This window comes from Pseudomonas sp. UTLPPB19802 (assembly GCF_059730225.1).
The window spans coordinates 3,598,816-3,613,932 of sequence record NZ_AP048545.1 but is presented as its reverse complement, the minus strand read 5'-3'; the positions used below and the strand labels follow the sequence as shown (position 1 = coordinate 3,613,932).

The following is a 15,117-nucleotide window of genomic DNA, read 5'->3' as shown; positions in this document are numbered from 1 at the left end:
CATGTGCACCTGGAGTAATGGACTGGGGCCATCATGGGTGCTAGCGTGACATAAGACCAATCGCGATATTTTATCCAGCGCATCATGAATTCTGATATCAGAAACCTGGACTTCAACCTGCTCAAGACCCTAGACGCCCTGCTCGACGAACGCAGCGTCACCCGCGCGGCGGATCGACTGTCGCTGACTCAGCCAGCAGTGAGCGGCATGCTCAACCGACTGCGCGAGAGCTTCGACGACCCGCTGTTCGTGCGTACGCAACGGGGCATCGTCCCGACCCTGCGGGCCGAGCAACTGGCCGGGCCAGTCAAGCAACTGCTGGCGAACGTCCAGGCCATGCTGCAACCCCAGGCCTTCAACCCCGCCACCGCCAGCATGACGATCAAGCTGGCCTCCACCGACTATGCCCTGCGGGCGGTGGTGGTGCCGTTGCTGAGCGCCTTGCGCGAACAGGCGCCGAACATTCATCTCGCGGTGAAACCCGTCGATTCGCAGAACCTGCACACGCAACTGGACCGCGGCGATATCGACCTCGCCCTGGTCACTCCCGACCAGATCGTGCCTGGCCTGCATGGCACGGCGTTGTTCAACGAGCGTTATGTCTGCGTGATGCGTGCGGATCACCCAGAGGCCGGCAACGACACACTGTCGCTGGAGCGCTTCTGTGCGCTGGACCACGCGCTGGTGTCATCCTCGGGCGGAGCCTTTCGCGGCGTCACCGACGAAGCCCTGGCGCGCATCGGACGAAGCCGACGGGTCACCCTGTCGGTCACCAGCTTCCTGATCCTGCCGGACATCCTGCTGACCAGCGACCTGATCGCTGTCGTCCCCCGCCGCCTCGCCGCCAACCTCAGCGGCCTGCGCATGATGGAGCCGCCGGTCGAGATCCCGGGTTTCAGCAAGACCCTGGCCTGGCACGAGCGCACCGATCGCGATCCGGGCCAGCAGTGGGTTCGAGAACTGTTAATCGCGACCTGCCAATCAATCGCCTGAGCCGGGCTGCGGCGAAGGCACCAGCCAGCGGGTACAGAGCAGGCTGGCGATACCGAAGACGAGCATGACAGCCGCCATGGGCCGAGGGGTGCCGTCGGCCAGGGTGCCGACCAGGCCGGAGCCGAGGATGCCGGTGCCGTACTGCAGCGAGCCGACCAGCGCCGAGGTGGCGCCGGCCACCTCGGGAAACGCGCCCATGGCGCCGACGATGGAGTTGGCGACAATGAAGCCGGTTGCCGCCACGAACAGGAACAGTGGCACCACCAGCCCCGCCAACCCGCCCCAATCGGTCCAGGCCGCGGCCATCAGCAGCATGGCCGACAACGCCGCGCCCAGGGTGCCCAGGCGCATCAGGCGGTCACTGCCATGGCGTGCCACCCAGCGCGAATTGAGCTGGTTGGTCAGCATGATGCCGACGATGCCCAGCGCGAACAGCACGCCGTACTGCTGCGGCGAGGCGTGATGATAGGTGATGTAGGCGAACGGCGTGCCGGCGATGTAGGCGTACATCGCCCCGTAGAGAAAGCCCCCGGCGCCTATATAGCCAAGAATGCGGCGATCACCGAGCAATTGCAGGTAGCGACTGAAGGCCTGCACCAACGGCGCCTGGTTACGGCGCTGCATCGACAGGGTTTCCGGCAACGTGCCAAGCAAGGCCAGGGTACCCAATCCCACCAGCACCAGCGCCCAGAAGATCGCACGCCACGACGCCAGGTGCAGGATCAGTCCACCGAGGCTGGGGCCGAGCAATGGTGCGATAGCCATCACCGTCATCAGGGTCGAGAGCATCTGCGCGGCCCGATGGCCGCTGTACAGGTCACGCACCATCGCCCGCGCCAGCACCACGCTGGCGCAGGCGCCGACGGCCTGCACCGCACGCCAGGCGATCATCACCCCGGCCCCGTTGGACAGCGCGCAACCGGCGGAGCCGATGATGAACAGCACCAATCCCAGGGCGATCGGCAAACGCCGACCATAACGATCCCCAATCGGCCCCCATGCCAGTTGGCCCAGACTGAAGCCGATCAGATAGCCGGAGATGGTCAACTCCACCTGGCCGGCATTGGCGTGCAAGGCATCGGCCATGGCGGGCAAGGCCGGCAGGTACAGGTCGGTGGAGATCGAGGCAAAGGCCATCAGCATGCTGAGGATGGCCAGGGTCCAGAGGCTTTGACGGTCGGAAGGCGAAGCAGCGGTGTAACTCTCGGTGGGAGGCATACGGTGCAGGGTCTCGAAAAGGGCTGCCCGCCGCGGCAAACCTGCGGCGGGCCATTGGGGCGAACGGATCAGCGATCGACGTTCTTCTGCAGATGAGCCGGGTAGCGCTCACCGACGATTTCGATCTGGCGCAACGCCGACTCGATGGCGCCGAGGTCGGCGGCATTCAGCTCGATCGTCGCGGCGCCGATGTTTTCCTCCAGCCGGCTCAGCTTGGTGGTCCCCGGGATCGGCGTGATCCAGGGTTTCTGCGCCAGCAGCCAGGCGATGGCGATCTGTGCGCGGGTGGCGCCCTTGTCGCCGGCCAGGCGGCCGAGCACTTCGACCAGTTGCGCATTGGCCTTGCGGTTTTCCTCGCTGAAGCGCGGCACCACGTTGCGGAAGTCGTTCTCGGCGAAGGTGGTGCCGGCGTCGATGGCACCGGTCAGGAAGCCCTTGCCCAGCGGACTGAATGGCACGAAGCCGATCCCCAGCTGTTCCAGCAGCGGCAACACCTCTTTCTCCGGCTCGCGCCACCACAGCGAATATTCACTCTGCAGCGCCGCCACCGGCTGTACCGCATGGGCGCGGCGAATCGACTCGACGCCGGCCTCGGACAGGCCGAAGTGCTTGACCTTGCCCTCAGCGATCAGTTGCTGGACGGTGCCGGCCACCTCCTCGATCGGCACGTTGGGGTCGACGCGGTGCTGGTAGAACAGGTCGATGCGATCGGTCTTCAGCCGCTTGAGCGAGGCTTCGGCCACCGCCCGAATGTTCTGCGGACGGCTGTCCAGGCCCTGGGCAACTTCACCGTTGCGAAAGCCGAACTTGGTGGCGATCACCACCTGGTCACGAAACGGCGCCAGCGCTTCGCCCAGCAGCTCCTCGTTGGTAAACGGGCCGTAGGCTTCGGCGCTGTCGAAGAAGGTCACGCCGCGCTCGAAGGCGCTGCGAAGCAGTTGGATACCTGCCGCCTTGTCCATCGCCGGCCCGTAGCCGAAGCTCATGCCCATGCAGCCCAGGCCGATGGCTGATACGTCCAGGCCGCTGTTGCCGAGTGTGCGCGTTTGCATTGCAGTCTCCTCGAATAGGGTCTGCATACGGTATATTCCTGTGCCGTTCTCAACAATGCGCTACACATTGCATGGCTACGTGAGGAAAATTCACAAATGATGCGTGCCGATCTGCCAGAGCTGACCGCCTTCATCGCCATCGCCGAACACCAGAGCTTCAGCGGCGCTGCCCGTGTGCTGGGGCTGTCGCCATCGGCCCTGAGCCATTCGATGCGCAACCTGGAAGCACGCCTGGAGATGCGCCTGTTCAACCGCACCACCCGCTCGGTGGCGCTCACCGAAGCCGGCGAGCAACTGCTGCAGGGCGTGCGCCCGCTGCTCAACGACCTGACCCGAGTGGTCAACGACGTCACCTCGACGCGCAACTCGCCTTCGGGTTCGATCCGCATCAGTGCGTCGGAATCAGCCTTTCGCCCACTGGTGCGGCATGTCGTACCGGATTTCCTCGAGAAGTATCCGCAGATCCACCTCGAGTTCGTCGCCGATGGCAAGCTGGTGGACATCGTTGGCGAAGGCTTCGATGCCGGGATCCGCATCTTCGACGACGTGCCCCGCGACATGATCGCCGTGCGCTTCGGCCCGGACATGCGCATCGGTGCGGTGGCCTCGCCGGAATACCTGCAACGCCAAGGCGCTCCGCAGACGCCCCACGACCTGCGGCAACATCGCTGCATCCGCTTTCGCTTCGCCAGCGGCGCGCTGTTTCGCTGGGACCTGCAGTACCTGGAGCAGCGCGCGAGTATCGATGTCGACGGGCCGATGACCCTGGACAACATCAACCTGATGATCGACGCCGCGCTGGCCGGCATCGGCATTGGCTGGGTACCGCTGGAACAGGTCGAGGAACACCTGCAGTCCGGACGGCTGGTGCAACTGCTGCCGCAATGGAGCCCGGTGTATCCGGGGCTGTGCCTGTACTACCCGGCCAACCGCCACCCGCCGATGGCGTTGCGGCTGTTTGCCGAGGCGGTACGTGACTGGGCGCGCCGCGAAGGAGTGTAGGATTGGCAGGCATTCATCAAGGGCGGAGGTTCAATGTTCTCGTCTGAACGGCTCAAGGGCATCGACGTATTCGTGGTGGTCGCGGACCTGGGTAGTTTCACTGCCGCCGCAGAGCGCCTGAACCTGACCAGCTCGGCCGTGAGCAAAAGCGTGGCACGCCTGGAAAGCCGACTGGGTACGCGCCTGTTCAGCCGAACCACCCGGCGCCTGTCACTGACCGAGGCCGGGGTGGTGTTCTACAAGACCTGCACCTGCGTGCTGGCCGACCTGGAGGAAGTCGAACACGCGCTATTGGCCGAGGGCAATGAGCCCCACGGGAAGATCCGGATCGACCTTCCCGCCTCGTATGGCCGGCTGCATGTGCTGCCGTTGATCCTGGAATTCCTGCGCGCCCATCCGTTGTTGCAGCCGCATATTTCCTTCTCCGACCGGTTCGTCGATCCCGTGCATGAAGGTATCGATATCCTGGTGCGCATCGGTGGGCCGGACGCCTGGTCACCGGCGCTGGGCCACCAATATTTCGGCTCGCAGCGGATGTTGTTCTGTGCCTCCCCGTCCTACATCAAGGCCCACGGCGCCCCGAAAACCGAACGCGAGCTGGATGACCACCACTGCGTCGGTTATGGCCTTGCCGACGGCCTGGTCAGCCCCTGGTACTTCAAGGGCCGGTTGCCTGGCGATGTGGAGCGCAGGGTTGTCCAGGCGCGGATCGCCGTGGGTGATGGCGAGGGTGAAGTCTCGGCCATCCTCGCAGGGCATGGCATCGGCCAGCTACCGACCTGGCTGATCCAGCAGCATCTCGATGCCGGCACGCTGGTGGAAGTGCTGCCCGACCTGGCCCTCGACAGCATGCCGATGAACCTGGTATGGCAGAAGAGTCGCGAGGGTCTGCCGAAGGTGAGAGCGTTGTTGGACTACCTGCTGCCACGCCTCGGCACCCATGGCACCCACGTCATTCCCTAGACCGGCACCGAAACGTCATGGGCGTGGGGCCAGCCGGCTCACCAGTGGTGTCAGGAGCAGCGCAATCACCGCGACGGCAGCCGCCACGTAGCCGAGCGATTCCACTCCCCCATGGGTAATGGTCATCCCGCCAATGATTGCACCCAACCCAATCCCCGCGTTGGCAGCAGAAACGTTGGTGGTCCCGGCCAGCGCCTGGGAATGGCTCACCGAACTCATGACCCGCACCTGGCTGATCGGGTAAAGCGCCGTATTCGCAATCCCCCACAGCCCTAGGGCCAGGCAGAACACGATACCGGCCTGCGCCAGGGGCACGATGGCGCCCATGCCGAGCGCCAGCAGGACCAGAAACAGCGCCGAAGCCTTGATCGGCGATTTATCGACGGTCTTGCCGCCAATCCAGTTGCCGACCAGGCCGATGGCCCCGAAGCCCATCAACCACCAGCCGACACGGGCCGGCTCAACGCCGGCCACCCGTTCGAGCAGGTCCGCCAGGTAGGTGTAGGCGACGAACATGGCGGTAAACACCACCACCGAGAGCGCTACGTTGGCGAGGAAGAACGGCTCCCTGAAGATCCGCGCCTGCTTCAGGAAATCGACCTTGGCCGTCCGTTCAACCGATGGCATGCAGGCGAGGATGGCTGCCGCCATGATCAGCGACAGGCCGGCCAGTACCCAGAAGGCCCCTCTCCAACCGATGGCATTGGCCGCCACCGTGCCCAGCGGAATGCCCAGCAGCATCGCCGCGGAAATCCCCAGGTAGACCCTGGAGATCGCCTGCCCGGCGGCCTGTGGCCCGGCGAGCTTGCCGGCGGTTTCACTGGCCGTGCCCCAGAACACCGGGAGCATGAGCGCGGGAATGACACGTGCAACGGCCAGCACCCAGAAATTCGTGGAGGCGGCCGCCAGTGCATTCGCGGCGGCGAAGAGCAGCAGGATGGCGATGAACAGCTTCTTTCTGTCGAAATGCGAAAGCGCGGCGGTCAACGGTGGACCAAAGATCATCACGGTGAACGCGAACAGGGTGACCAGTTGGCCCGCCAGGGAAATCGAGATACCCAGATCACGGGCCAGGGCCGGCAAAAGTCCGACGATCAGGAACTCGGTGGTGACGATCAGGAACGCCGAGAACGCCAGGATCGCAATGCTGAATCCGACGCCCCTGACGGCGGAAGTGGCGGGCATGGATGAATCGTATGCGGACATCAGAATGTGCCTCCAGTGGGAATGGAGGCACAGTCTATTTATTATTTTTTGTCCGATTTACGGTATGTTTTCACTTATCACAGGAACCAGATTCATCAATAGCCCTGAACGAACATCCCAAGGCCGGCACCGACGGGGAATGGTTCGATATCGGCTTGTGGGAGTGACCGCCATCGCGGCTCGGGGGTGCCTGGATGTAGCTTTCCAGCGCATCAATGAACATCCGCACCTTGAGCGGCACCAGACGTGACGTCGGGTACACCGCCCAGATGCCCAGGGGCTCCGGCTCGGCATCCGCCAGCACGAGCTGTTCAACGACACCGGCTGCAAGGGCGGGCTCGACGTACCAGCGAGACAGGTTGGCGATCCCCAGCCCACCCACGCACGCCTCATACAATGCTTCGATCGAACTGGCGGCGAAGCGCCCGGCCACCCGCTGCCTGACACTCTTCTCTTCGGCCACGAACGACCAGTGCGAAGTCCCCGAAATCACCAGGCAGTCGTGGGCGGCCAACTGCGCAAGCAAACAGGGCTGCCCGTGCGCCTTCAGGTAGGCCGGTGCCACGCAGAGCACACGTGGACTGTCGGCCAGGCGTCGCGCTACCAGCCGATTGTCCCGCAACGGCGCGATACGGATCGCTACGTCGATACCTTGCGCGACGATATCCACCTGCTCGTCCGTGGACAGCAGATCGACCCGCAGCGCAGGGTGCTGGGCCATGAACGAAGCCAGCATGGGCGCGACCACCTTGCGGGCGTAGGCGGCCGAGGCGGTGATGCGCAGGTGTCCGGACAGCGCATTGCCGTGGGGCCGCAGGTCCGCCAGGGCATTGGCCCTGCCTTCGAGCAACGCCTGCGCATGGGGAAGAAAGGTCTCGCCATCACTGGTCGGTGACAGCGACCGTGTGGTGCGGTGCACCAGCCTCACACCGAGCTCGGCCTCAAGATTGCCCAGGCTCCTGGAGGCGGCCATCGACGTCAGGGAAAGCCGGCGGGCGGCCCCGGCGAGGCTGCCCACCTGTACCGCTTCGACGAAGACCTCGACATCCTCAAGCTTCATTACATCGCTTTCCGTTAGATTGCCGTAACGATTTTAATATCTACACTAATTTTGGTTATAGCGCCATAGTTTGCCCACGCATTACGACGCCCTCACCACCTCAATGTCTGAGGCCAGTGGAACGGGTGCTCACGCAAGGGCAAATCATGAACAGCACAACCGTACTCGAAGCAGCGGTCAACGCCCCGCCAAAAATCAACACGGGGCTCACCTTCGCCATGGCCGCCTCCGCCGGCCTGGCAGTGGCGAACATCTACTACAACCAGCCGATGCTGGGCATCCTGGAGAACGAACTGCCGGGCAGCCTCACGGCGCTGGTGCCGACCGCCACGCAACTGGGCTACGCCATCGGCCTGTTCGCCCTGGTACCCCTGGGCGACCTGATCGAGCGGCGTCGCCTGATCATGACCCAGTTCGCGCTGCTGGCCGCCACCCTGATCGCCGCCGCGCTGGCGCCCACCGCAGTAGTCCTGCTGATCGCCTCGTTCTTGCTCGGCATGACCTCCACCGTCGCCCAGCAGATCGTCCCCTTCGCCGCGCAACTGGCGCAGCCGGAAAAACGCGGCGCGGTGGTCGGCACGGTGATGTCGGGGGTGCTGTGCGGCATCCTGCTCAGCCGGACGCTGTCCGGTTTCGTCGCAGCGCACTATGGCTGGCGCGCGATGTTCTGGCTCGGCGTACCGCTGGCGCTGTTCGCCGGCACGCTGATGGCCGTGGCCCTGCCGCGCAGCCTGCCGACCGCGAAAACCTCCTATACCCGCCTGATCGGTTCGATGGTGCACCTGTGGCGCGCCCACGGTGAGCTGCGTGTCGCGGCGATTACCCAAGCGCTGTTGTTCGCCGCCTTCACCACCTTCTGGACCGTGCTTGCCCTGCGCCTGGAGGAGCCCGGTTTCGACCTGGATGCCCAAGCCGCCGGCCTGTTCGGCGTCATCGGTGCCATCGGCATCCTCGCCGCCCCGATGGCCGGCCGCATTGCCGACCGTCGCGGTCCGCACAAGGTGATCATCGTCGGTACGCTGCTGACCTTCGCCTCGTGGATCCTGTTCGGCCTGTGGACCTCCATCACCGGCATCGTGATCGGCTGCATCCTGCTCGACTTCGCGGTGCAGAGCGTTCTCGTCTCCAACCAGCACATCGTCTACACGCTTCAGCCGGAAGCCCGTGCCCGCCTGAACACGATCTTCATGGGCTCGATGTTCCTCGGCGGTGCCTTCGGTGCAGCGGCCGCCACACAAGTCTGGAAAACCAGCGGCTGGTTCGGCATCTCGGTCCTCGGCGCGGCATTGGCCGTCGTCGCCACCCTGGTACAACTCGGCGCCATCCTGCGCCGTCGCAGCCCGCTCTGAAGCCGCCAAATGACAAGACCCGAATCCGCCCCATACAAACGACCTTGAAGAGCTTAAAAATGAAAAACCTGACACGCATCATCGGGCTGGCAAGCCTCACCCTCATCAACCAGGCCATGGCCGATGCTCCCGAGCAGGTTCGCCAGCAGGTCCCCGGCTACTTCCGCCAGGCCGTCGGCAACTACGAAGTCACCGCGATCTTCGACGGCTACAACGATCTGTCCCCCGGCCTGCTCAAGGGCCTGTCGCCGGAGAAGGTCCGTGGCCTGCTCAAACGCCAGGCGATCGGACCGGACCGGATGCCGACCACCTTCAATGCCTACCTGATCAATACCGGCAGGCACCTGGTGATGGTCGATAGCGGCGCTGGCCATTGCGTACCGCAAACCGCCGGGCAACTGGTGCCGAACATCCGGGCTTCAGGCTACCAGCCGGAACAGGTCGACACGATCTTCCTGACCCACCTGCACCTGGACCACGTCTGCGGGCTGGTCGACGCCGATGGCAAGGCGCTGTTCCCCAACGCGACCGTCTACGTGGCCCAGGCCGAGGCCGACTTCTGGCTGGACCCGCAACGCAAAGCCAGCGCCCCGGAAAATGCCCGGGAGTATTTCGATATCGCCCAGCACTCGTTGGCGCCCTACAAGGACAGCGGTCGACTGAAAATCTTCACCCCACCCGCCTCGCCGATTCCGGAGGTGCAGGCGGCCTATGCCAGCGGCCACACCCCTGGCAGCACGGTCTATCGCTTCGCCTCGAACGGTTCGGCGATCAGCTTCATCGGTGACCTGATCCACAACGCGGCGGTGCAGTTCGACCATCCCGAGGTCGCCATCCGCTTCGACGTCGATCCGAAAAAGGCGGTCAAGGCGCGGCAGGACGAGTTATTCAAACTGGCAGCCGACGGTGAATGGCTGGCGGCGGCCCACCTGCCGTTCCCGGGCATCGGCCATGTTACCCAGGCCGGCAGGCACTTCACCTGGGTACCGGCCCTGTACGGCCCCTACACCCGTGCAGCCGAAGTCCCGCTGCTGAAATAACCCCCTCATCCCTTCAGTCACAGAAAGACAGGTGCAACATGAAAAGCTATACCGTGAATGCCAACGGCATCCGCCAGTTCGTGGTCGAGGAAGGTCAAGGCGCGCCGGTCATCCTCCTGCACGGGTTTCCGGAAACCAACTTCGCCTGGCGCTACCAGATCCCGGTGCTGTCCAAGCACTTTCGCGTGATCGCGCCGGACCTGCGCGGCTACGGCGAAACCGACAAGCCGGCTGGCGGCTACGACAAGCGCAACATGGCCCGCGACATCCGCGAGCTGATGCGCGAACTGGGCATCGAGAAAGTCGCGCTGGTCGGCCACGACCGTGGTGCACGCGTGGCCACCCGCTTCGCCAAGGACTACCCGGAACTGGTGGACCGCCTGGCGGTGATGGATAACGTGCCGACCCGGATCGTCGCACGCGACCTCAATGCCTCGATCGCCAAGGCCTACTGGTTCTTCCTGTTCCACCTGGTACCGGACCTGCCGGAAGCGCTGATCGCCGGCCGCGAGCATATCTGGCTGCGGCATTTCTTCTCGGACTGGACCTACGACCCGTCCACCATCAGCGGCGAAGCCTTCGACACCTATGTGCGCGCCTACCAGGCGCCGGGCGCGGTGAGAGGCGCCATGGCGGATTATCGGGCCAACGCCGAGGACATCGCCCAGGACCTCGAAGATGCCGAGGTGAAGATCGCCTGCCCGGTGATGTCGCTGTGGGGCAACGACTTCCACGCGGTCGGCAAGCTGTTCGACATGGCCAGCGTCTGGGCGGAGATGGCCGACAACCTGCAGGCCTATCCCATCGAACAGTGCGGGCACCTGCCACAGGAGGAACAACCGGAGAAGGTCAACGAACTGCTGCTGAACTTCCTCGAGGGCTGGCGTGGGAAGTGACCCTTCGAGCGGGTCATAACCTCACTCGGAGCTGTGCACCACCACCAGCAGCTCCGCCTGCTCGGGCGAAACCGTGCGGATACGATGGGACCGCTGCGCATTGAAGTGCAAGGCATCGCCCTCCTCCAGGGTCAGGCGTTCGGTACCGAAATCGACCTCGACGCTGCCACGGTGCACGTAGACGAACTCCTCCCCCAGGTGTTCCTTGAACGCCGAATGCCCGAACGAACGCGGCGGATAGACCAGGAACGGCAGCAGCGCCCGTTGGCCGATGTGTCGTGCAAGGGGCACGTGGGTCGGCGCCGGCTGGTCCCCAGACGCCTCACGCTGTTGCCGGCGAACCAGGCTGTAGCCTTCCTCAGGCACCGCTTCGGAACTGAACAGCTCCTCGGCCTGGACCTTGAGCGCCTTGGCCAGCTTGAGCGCCACCGAAATGGAGGGCGAACTCATGCCCCTTTCCACCTTCGACAGGTAGCTCTTGGTCAGCCCGGTATGCCCGGCCAGCTGCTCCAGGGTCATGCCCATCTTCTTCCGCAAAATTCTCAGCTGCACCGACATCCAACGTCGTTCCTTCAAATTAATGACACAAGTATTGTATATGACACAAAGTGTCATTAAGATCATTCGTGTGTCCTGGCGCCGTTGCAGCGGCCGCCAGGTAGAGATCACCTATTTCTCGCTCAGGTACCAACCGTGACCACGACCATGCAGACCCCGAAGGACCAGCTCGTCAAGCTCGCCGAGAAGCAGATGCTGACTGCGCTGATCGATAATACCTACACTGCGCGGCAGAAACTTGCCCTGACCTGCCGCATCCTGTTCGACGGCGGGCATGACTCGGGCCTGGCCGGGCAGATCACCGCACGGGCAGAAGAGCCGGGCACCTATTATACGCAACAGCTGGGCCTGGGCTTCGACGAGATCTCGGCGTCCAACCTGCTGGTGGTGGACGAGGACCTGAATGTGCTCAACGGCCGCGGCATGGCCAACCCCGCCAACCGTTTTCACAGCTGGCTGTACCGCGCCCGTCCGGATGTGAACTGCATCATCCACACCCACCCGCTGCACAGCGCCTCGCTGTCGATGCTCGAAATACCGCTGCAAGTGTCCCACATGGACCTCTGCCCCCTGTTCGACGACTGTGCGTTCCTCAAGGACTGGCCGGGTATCCCGGTTGGCAACGAGGAAGGCGAGATCATCTCGAAGGCCATCGGCGACAAGCGCGCCATCCTGCTGTCGCACCACGGGCTGCTGATCGCCGGCGGTTCGATCGAGGAAGCCTGCGTCCTCGCCCTGCTCTTCGAACGCGCCGCGAAGATGCAGTTGCTGGCCATGAGCGCCGGCGAAATCCGCCCCATCCCCGAAGCGCTCGGCAAGGAAGCCCACGACTGGATCTCCACGCCCAAGCGTCATGGCGCCGCGTTCAGCTACTACGCGCGCCGTGCCCTGCGTGCCCATGGCGAGTGCCTGGGCTGATCGAAGCGATGCTCATTCCTAGAAAACAGTAAAAGGTGCCTTGCATGTCCACCCCCCAGATTCGCGGCGTTATCGGCTACACCATCACCCCTTTCGCAGCAGACGGTTCGATCGACCTGGCTGCCCTGGGCCAATCCATCGAGCGCCTGATCCAGTCCGGCGTGCACGCCATCGCGCCGCTGGGCAGTACCGGCGAAGGCGCCTACCTCGCCGATAGCGAGTGGGAATCCGTGGTGCGCTACAGCCAGGAGAAAATCGCCGGGCGCGTGCCCACCGTGGTCAGCGTCTCCGACCTGACCACCGCACGCACCGTGCAACGGGCGCAGCTGGCACAGGCCTGCGGCGCGACGGCGGTGATGGTGCTGCCGGTCTCGTACTGGAAGCTGACCGAGACGGAAATCGTCGATCACTACAAGGCGGTCGGTGCGGCAATCGATATCCCGATCATGCTCTACAACAATCCGGGGACCAGCGGCACCGACCTGTCGGTGGAGCTGATCCTGCGCATCCTGAAGGAAGTGAAGAATGTCACCATGGTCAAGGAGAGCACCGGCGACATCCAGCGCATGCACCGCCTGTACAAGGCCACTGGCGGCCAGGTGGCGTTCTACAACGGCTGCAACCCGCTGACGCTCGAAGCCCTGGTGGCCGGTGCCGCCGGCTGGTGCACCGCGGCACCGAACCTGATTCCACAACTGAACCTGGCCCTGTGGGACGCGGTGCAGAATCGCGACCTGGAACAGGCCCGCAGCCTCTTCTACCGCCAGTACGAGTTGCTGGAATACATCACTCGCCGTGGCCTGCCGACCACCATCAAGGCCGGCCTGAAAATGCTCGGCCTGGACGTCGGTGCCCCGCGACTGCCGCTGCAACCCCTGGACCCACAAGGCAGCGCCTATCTGAAAGGCCTGCTGGACGAGTTGGCGGTCGCCCGCTGAGTCCAGCTGGAAGACGTCCGGCGCCAGTCAATCGCCGGGCGTCCTGCATGCCAGTCACTGAAGAGAATCCCCATGAAAGTCCACTTCATCGTTCACGAAGCCTTCGAAGCACCGGGGGCCTATGAAACCTGGGTCAGGCAACGCGGCTACGCAGCCAGCTATTCCCGTGTCTACGCAAACCAGCCGCTGCCGGCCCATGCAGACGATATCGACCTGCTGGTGATCCTTGGCGGCCCGCAGAGCCCGGCGACCACCCTCGACCAATGCGCGCACTTCGATGCAGCCGCCGAATGCCGGCTGATCACCCAGGCGATCGACGCCGGCAAAGCGGTCGTCGGCATCTGCCTGGGCTCGCAGCTCATCGGCGAGGCACTGGGTGCCAGGTTCGAGCACAGCCCGGAAAAGGAGATCGGCAAGTTTGCAATCAACCTCACGGCGCAGGGTCGAGCGAACGCCAAGTTCGCCCATTTCGGCGACGCCCTGCAGGTGGGCCATTGGCACAACGACATGCCCGGCCTGACCGCAGGGGCAAAGATCATCGCCACCAGCGAGGGCTGCCCTCGCCAGATCATCGAGTACGGCAAGCTGGTGTATGGCTTCCAGTGCCACATGGAATTCACCCGCGACCTCATCGAGCTGCTGATCGCCGCCTCGGAACGCGAACTGGCCACCCTGCTCGACCGCCGCTTCGTCCAGCAACCGGCGGCCTTGCGCGCGAATGACTGGGAGGAGATGAACCAGAAGCTGTTTGTCTTTCTGGACAAGTTGGTGGAGGAGTACAGAACCACCCAAACCCGTTGACCGAGAACGTCACTGCTCAGAAGGTGTATGACCTCATTCCAGCAGCGACACCAACCGCGGCTCGACGGACTTGCCCTGCACCTCCAGCAGCGCCAGCGTCACTGGCAGCTTGAAGCGTCGAGGGCCGGCACTGCCTGGATTCAGGTACAGGCATTCGCCACGCCATTCGATCAGCGGTTTGTGCGAGTGGCCGGTGATCACGATCCTGGTCGTCTCGTCCAGCAGCGCCGGCACATCGGCGATGTCGTGAACCAGCAGGACCGGCCAGCCATCCAGGTCCAGGCGCAATACGTCGACCAGATGTCCGGCCCAGGGCAGGTGCTGGTCGTTGTTGCCGCGCACCACGGACAGCGGCGCAATGGCGGACAGTTGCTCAAGCACCTCGGGCTTGCCGATGTCGCCCGCATGGATGATCCGCTCACAGCCCTGCAGCGCGGCCAGGGCCTCGGGACGCAGCAGGCCATGGGTATCGGAAATCACGCCAATCTTCATATCAGCTCCACGCCATTCGTCGTTGTTTTTCCAGATTATTCAAACTTTGCCTTCCTCGCCTTCTTCCAACCATCAGGGACGACACGTTTGCCCCAACCCCGTCGGCCAGGCCGCCTGCGTGAGAGGAACAACGGCACGGGACGCCGGACACACTATCCATTTTGCACGAGGAACATCCGATGAAATCATCCATCGCAAAACTCCTGACAGCAGCCGGCCTGGTATGTGCCTTCAGCACGTCAGTGCTCGCCGCGGGCACCACCGGGACCGGAACGAACGGCACCATGGGCAATACCGGCAACGGTGCGTCCTCGACGTCGGGCTCGACCGGCTCGGGTTCGGCGCTCCCGCCCGGCACCTCGCCCGGCAGCACCCAGAGCGGTAGCAGCGGCAATGCCAACGGCAGCAGTACCAATCCGGGTACCGGCGGTACCAGCGGTGGCGAAGGCGACGGTGGTGCTGGCAACGGCGGCAGCGGCGGGACCGGTTCAGGCTCGGGCTCGGGTGGTGCATCGGGCGGAGCCTCCGGCGGGGCGGCTGGCGGAGGTGCAGGAGGTGGCGCCGGGGGCGGTGCAGGCGGCGCGGGTGGTGGTGCTGGTGGTGGCGCAGGCGGTTGAGAAAGTCTCCTCCT

The 15,117-nt window shown here is 64.3% G+C and carries 16 protein-coding genes; 10 read left to right on the top strand and 6 right to left on the bottom strand.

Annotated elements, in window-relative coordinates; genetic code table 11:
• The first annotated feature begins 84 nt into the window (after positions 1-84).
• Positions 85-993: a LysR family transcriptional regulator gene (locus AC6I6U_RS16265; RefSeq protein WP_497882921.1), complete on the top strand. Its 909-nt coding sequence runs from the start codon at positions 85-87 to the stop codon at positions 991-993.
• Here the strand turns inward: AC6I6U_RS16265 and AC6I6U_RS16260 are convergent.
• Positions 982-2,211, bottom strand: coding sequence for a multidrug effflux MFS transporter (locus AC6I6U_RS16260; protein WP_497882920.1), 1,230 nt, complete (start codon positions 2,209-2,211; stop codon positions 982-984). The two genes, AC6I6U_RS16265 and AC6I6U_RS16260, sit on opposite strands and share 12 nt — an antisense overlap.
• A gap of 68 nt (positions 2,212-2,279) precedes the next feature.
• Positions 2,280-3,263 carry an aldo/keto reductase gene (locus AC6I6U_RS16255; RefSeq protein WP_497882919.1) on the bottom strand — a complete coding sequence of 328 codons (984 nt, stop codon included), beginning with the start codon at positions 3,261-3,263 and terminating at the stop codon, positions 2,280-2,282.
• Positions 3,264-3,359: 96 nt separating this feature from the next.
• On the opposite strand from AC6I6U_RS16255, the gene AC6I6U_RS16250 reads away from it, so the two are divergent.
• Together AC6I6U_RS16250 and AC6I6U_RS16245 are read left to right on the top strand one after the other, a co-directional pair.
• Complete coding sequence (locus AC6I6U_RS16250) at positions 3,360-4,265, top strand: LysR family transcriptional regulator (RefSeq protein ID WP_497882918.1); 906 nt, start codon at positions 3,360-3,362, stop codon at positions 4,263-4,265.
• A 33-nt stretch (positions 4,266-4,298) separates the two neighbouring features.
• Complete coding sequence (locus AC6I6U_RS16245) at positions 4,299-5,228, top strand: LysR family transcriptional regulator (protein WP_497882917.1); 930 nt, start codon at positions 4,299-4,301, stop codon at positions 5,226-5,228.
• Positions 5,229-5,243: 15 nt separating this feature from the next.
• On the opposite strand, the gene AC6I6U_RS16240 is transcribed toward AC6I6U_RS16245, so the two are convergent.
• Together AC6I6U_RS16240 and AC6I6U_RS16235 are read right to left on the bottom strand one after the other, a co-directional pair.
• A complete protein-coding gene (locus tag AC6I6U_RS16240; RefSeq protein ID WP_497882916.1) occupies positions 5,244-6,434 on the bottom strand; it encodes an MFS transporter in 1,191 nt (396 codons plus the stop codon).
• A 70-nt stretch (positions 6,435-6,504) separates the two neighbouring features.
• Positions 6,505-7,494: a LysR family transcriptional regulator gene (locus tag AC6I6U_RS16235; protein ID WP_497882915.1), complete on the bottom strand. Its 990-nt coding sequence runs from the start codon at positions 7,492-7,494 to the stop codon at positions 6,505-6,507.
• A 146-nt stretch (positions 7,495-7,640) separates the two neighbouring features.
• On the opposite strand from AC6I6U_RS16235, the gene AC6I6U_RS16230 reads away from it, so the two are divergent.
• The 3 genes from AC6I6U_RS16230 to AC6I6U_RS16220 are packed head-to-tail and all read left to right on the top strand — an operon-like array spanning position 7,641 to position 10,779.
• A complete protein-coding gene (locus AC6I6U_RS16230) occupies positions 7,641-8,843 on the top strand; it encodes an MFS transporter (protein WP_497882914.1) in 1,203 nt (400 codons plus the stop codon).
• A gap of 59 nt (positions 8,844-8,902) precedes the next feature.
• The gene (locus AC6I6U_RS16225) at positions 8,903-9,883 is read left to right on the top strand and encodes an MBL fold metallo-hydrolase (protein WP_497882913.1); all 981 of its coding nucleotides are present in this window, start codon (positions 8,903-8,905) and stop codon (positions 9,881-9,883) included.
• Positions 9,884-9,921: 38 nt separating this feature from the next.
• Positions 9,922-10,779, top strand: coding sequence for an alpha/beta fold hydrolase (locus AC6I6U_RS16220; RefSeq protein ID WP_497882912.1), 858 nt, complete (start codon positions 9,922-9,924; stop codon positions 10,777-10,779).
• A gap of 21 nt (positions 10,780-10,800) precedes the next feature.
• On the opposite strand, the gene AC6I6U_RS16215 is transcribed toward AC6I6U_RS16220, so the two are convergent.
• Positions 10,801-11,337 (bottom strand): helix-turn-helix domain-containing protein, encoded by a 537-nt coding sequence (locus AC6I6U_RS16215; RefSeq protein WP_497882911.1) that lies wholly within the window; start codon positions 11,335-11,337, stop codon positions 10,801-10,803.
• A gap of 147 nt (positions 11,338-11,484) precedes the next feature.
• On the opposite strand from AC6I6U_RS16215, the gene AC6I6U_RS16210 reads away from it, so the two are divergent.
• From AC6I6U_RS16210 to AC6I6U_RS16200, 3 genes are all read left to right on the top strand, one after another.
• Complete coding sequence (locus AC6I6U_RS16210; RefSeq protein WP_497883043.1) at positions 11,485-12,255, top strand: aldolase; 771 nt, start codon at positions 11,485-11,487, stop codon at positions 12,253-12,255.
• Positions 12,256-12,299: 44 nt separating this feature from the next.
• A complete protein-coding gene (locus AC6I6U_RS16205) occupies positions 12,300-13,193 on the top strand; it encodes a dihydrodipicolinate synthase family protein (RefSeq protein ID WP_497882910.1) in 894 nt (297 codons plus the stop codon).
• 72 nt (positions 13,194-13,265) lie between these two features.
• Entirely contained in the window at positions 13,266-13,994 is a 729-nt protein-coding gene (locus tag AC6I6U_RS16200) for a type 1 glutamine amidotransferase (protein ID WP_497882909.1), read from the top strand.
• Between the two features lie 33 nt (positions 13,995-14,027).
• Here AC6I6U_RS16200 and AC6I6U_RS16195 read toward each other — a convergent pair whose 3' ends face one another.
• The gene (locus AC6I6U_RS16195; protein WP_497882908.1) at positions 14,028-14,486 is read right to left on the bottom strand and encodes a metallophosphoesterase family protein; all 459 of its coding nucleotides are present in this window, start codon (positions 14,484-14,486) and stop codon (positions 14,028-14,030) included.
• 179 nt (positions 14,487-14,665) lie between these two features.
• On the opposite strand from AC6I6U_RS16195, the gene AC6I6U_RS16190 reads away from it, so the two are divergent.
• Entirely contained in the window at positions 14,666-15,103 is a 438-nt protein-coding gene (locus AC6I6U_RS16190; RefSeq protein ID WP_497882907.1) for a hypothetical protein, read from the top strand.
• Positions 15,104-15,117: the final 14 nt, after the last annotated feature.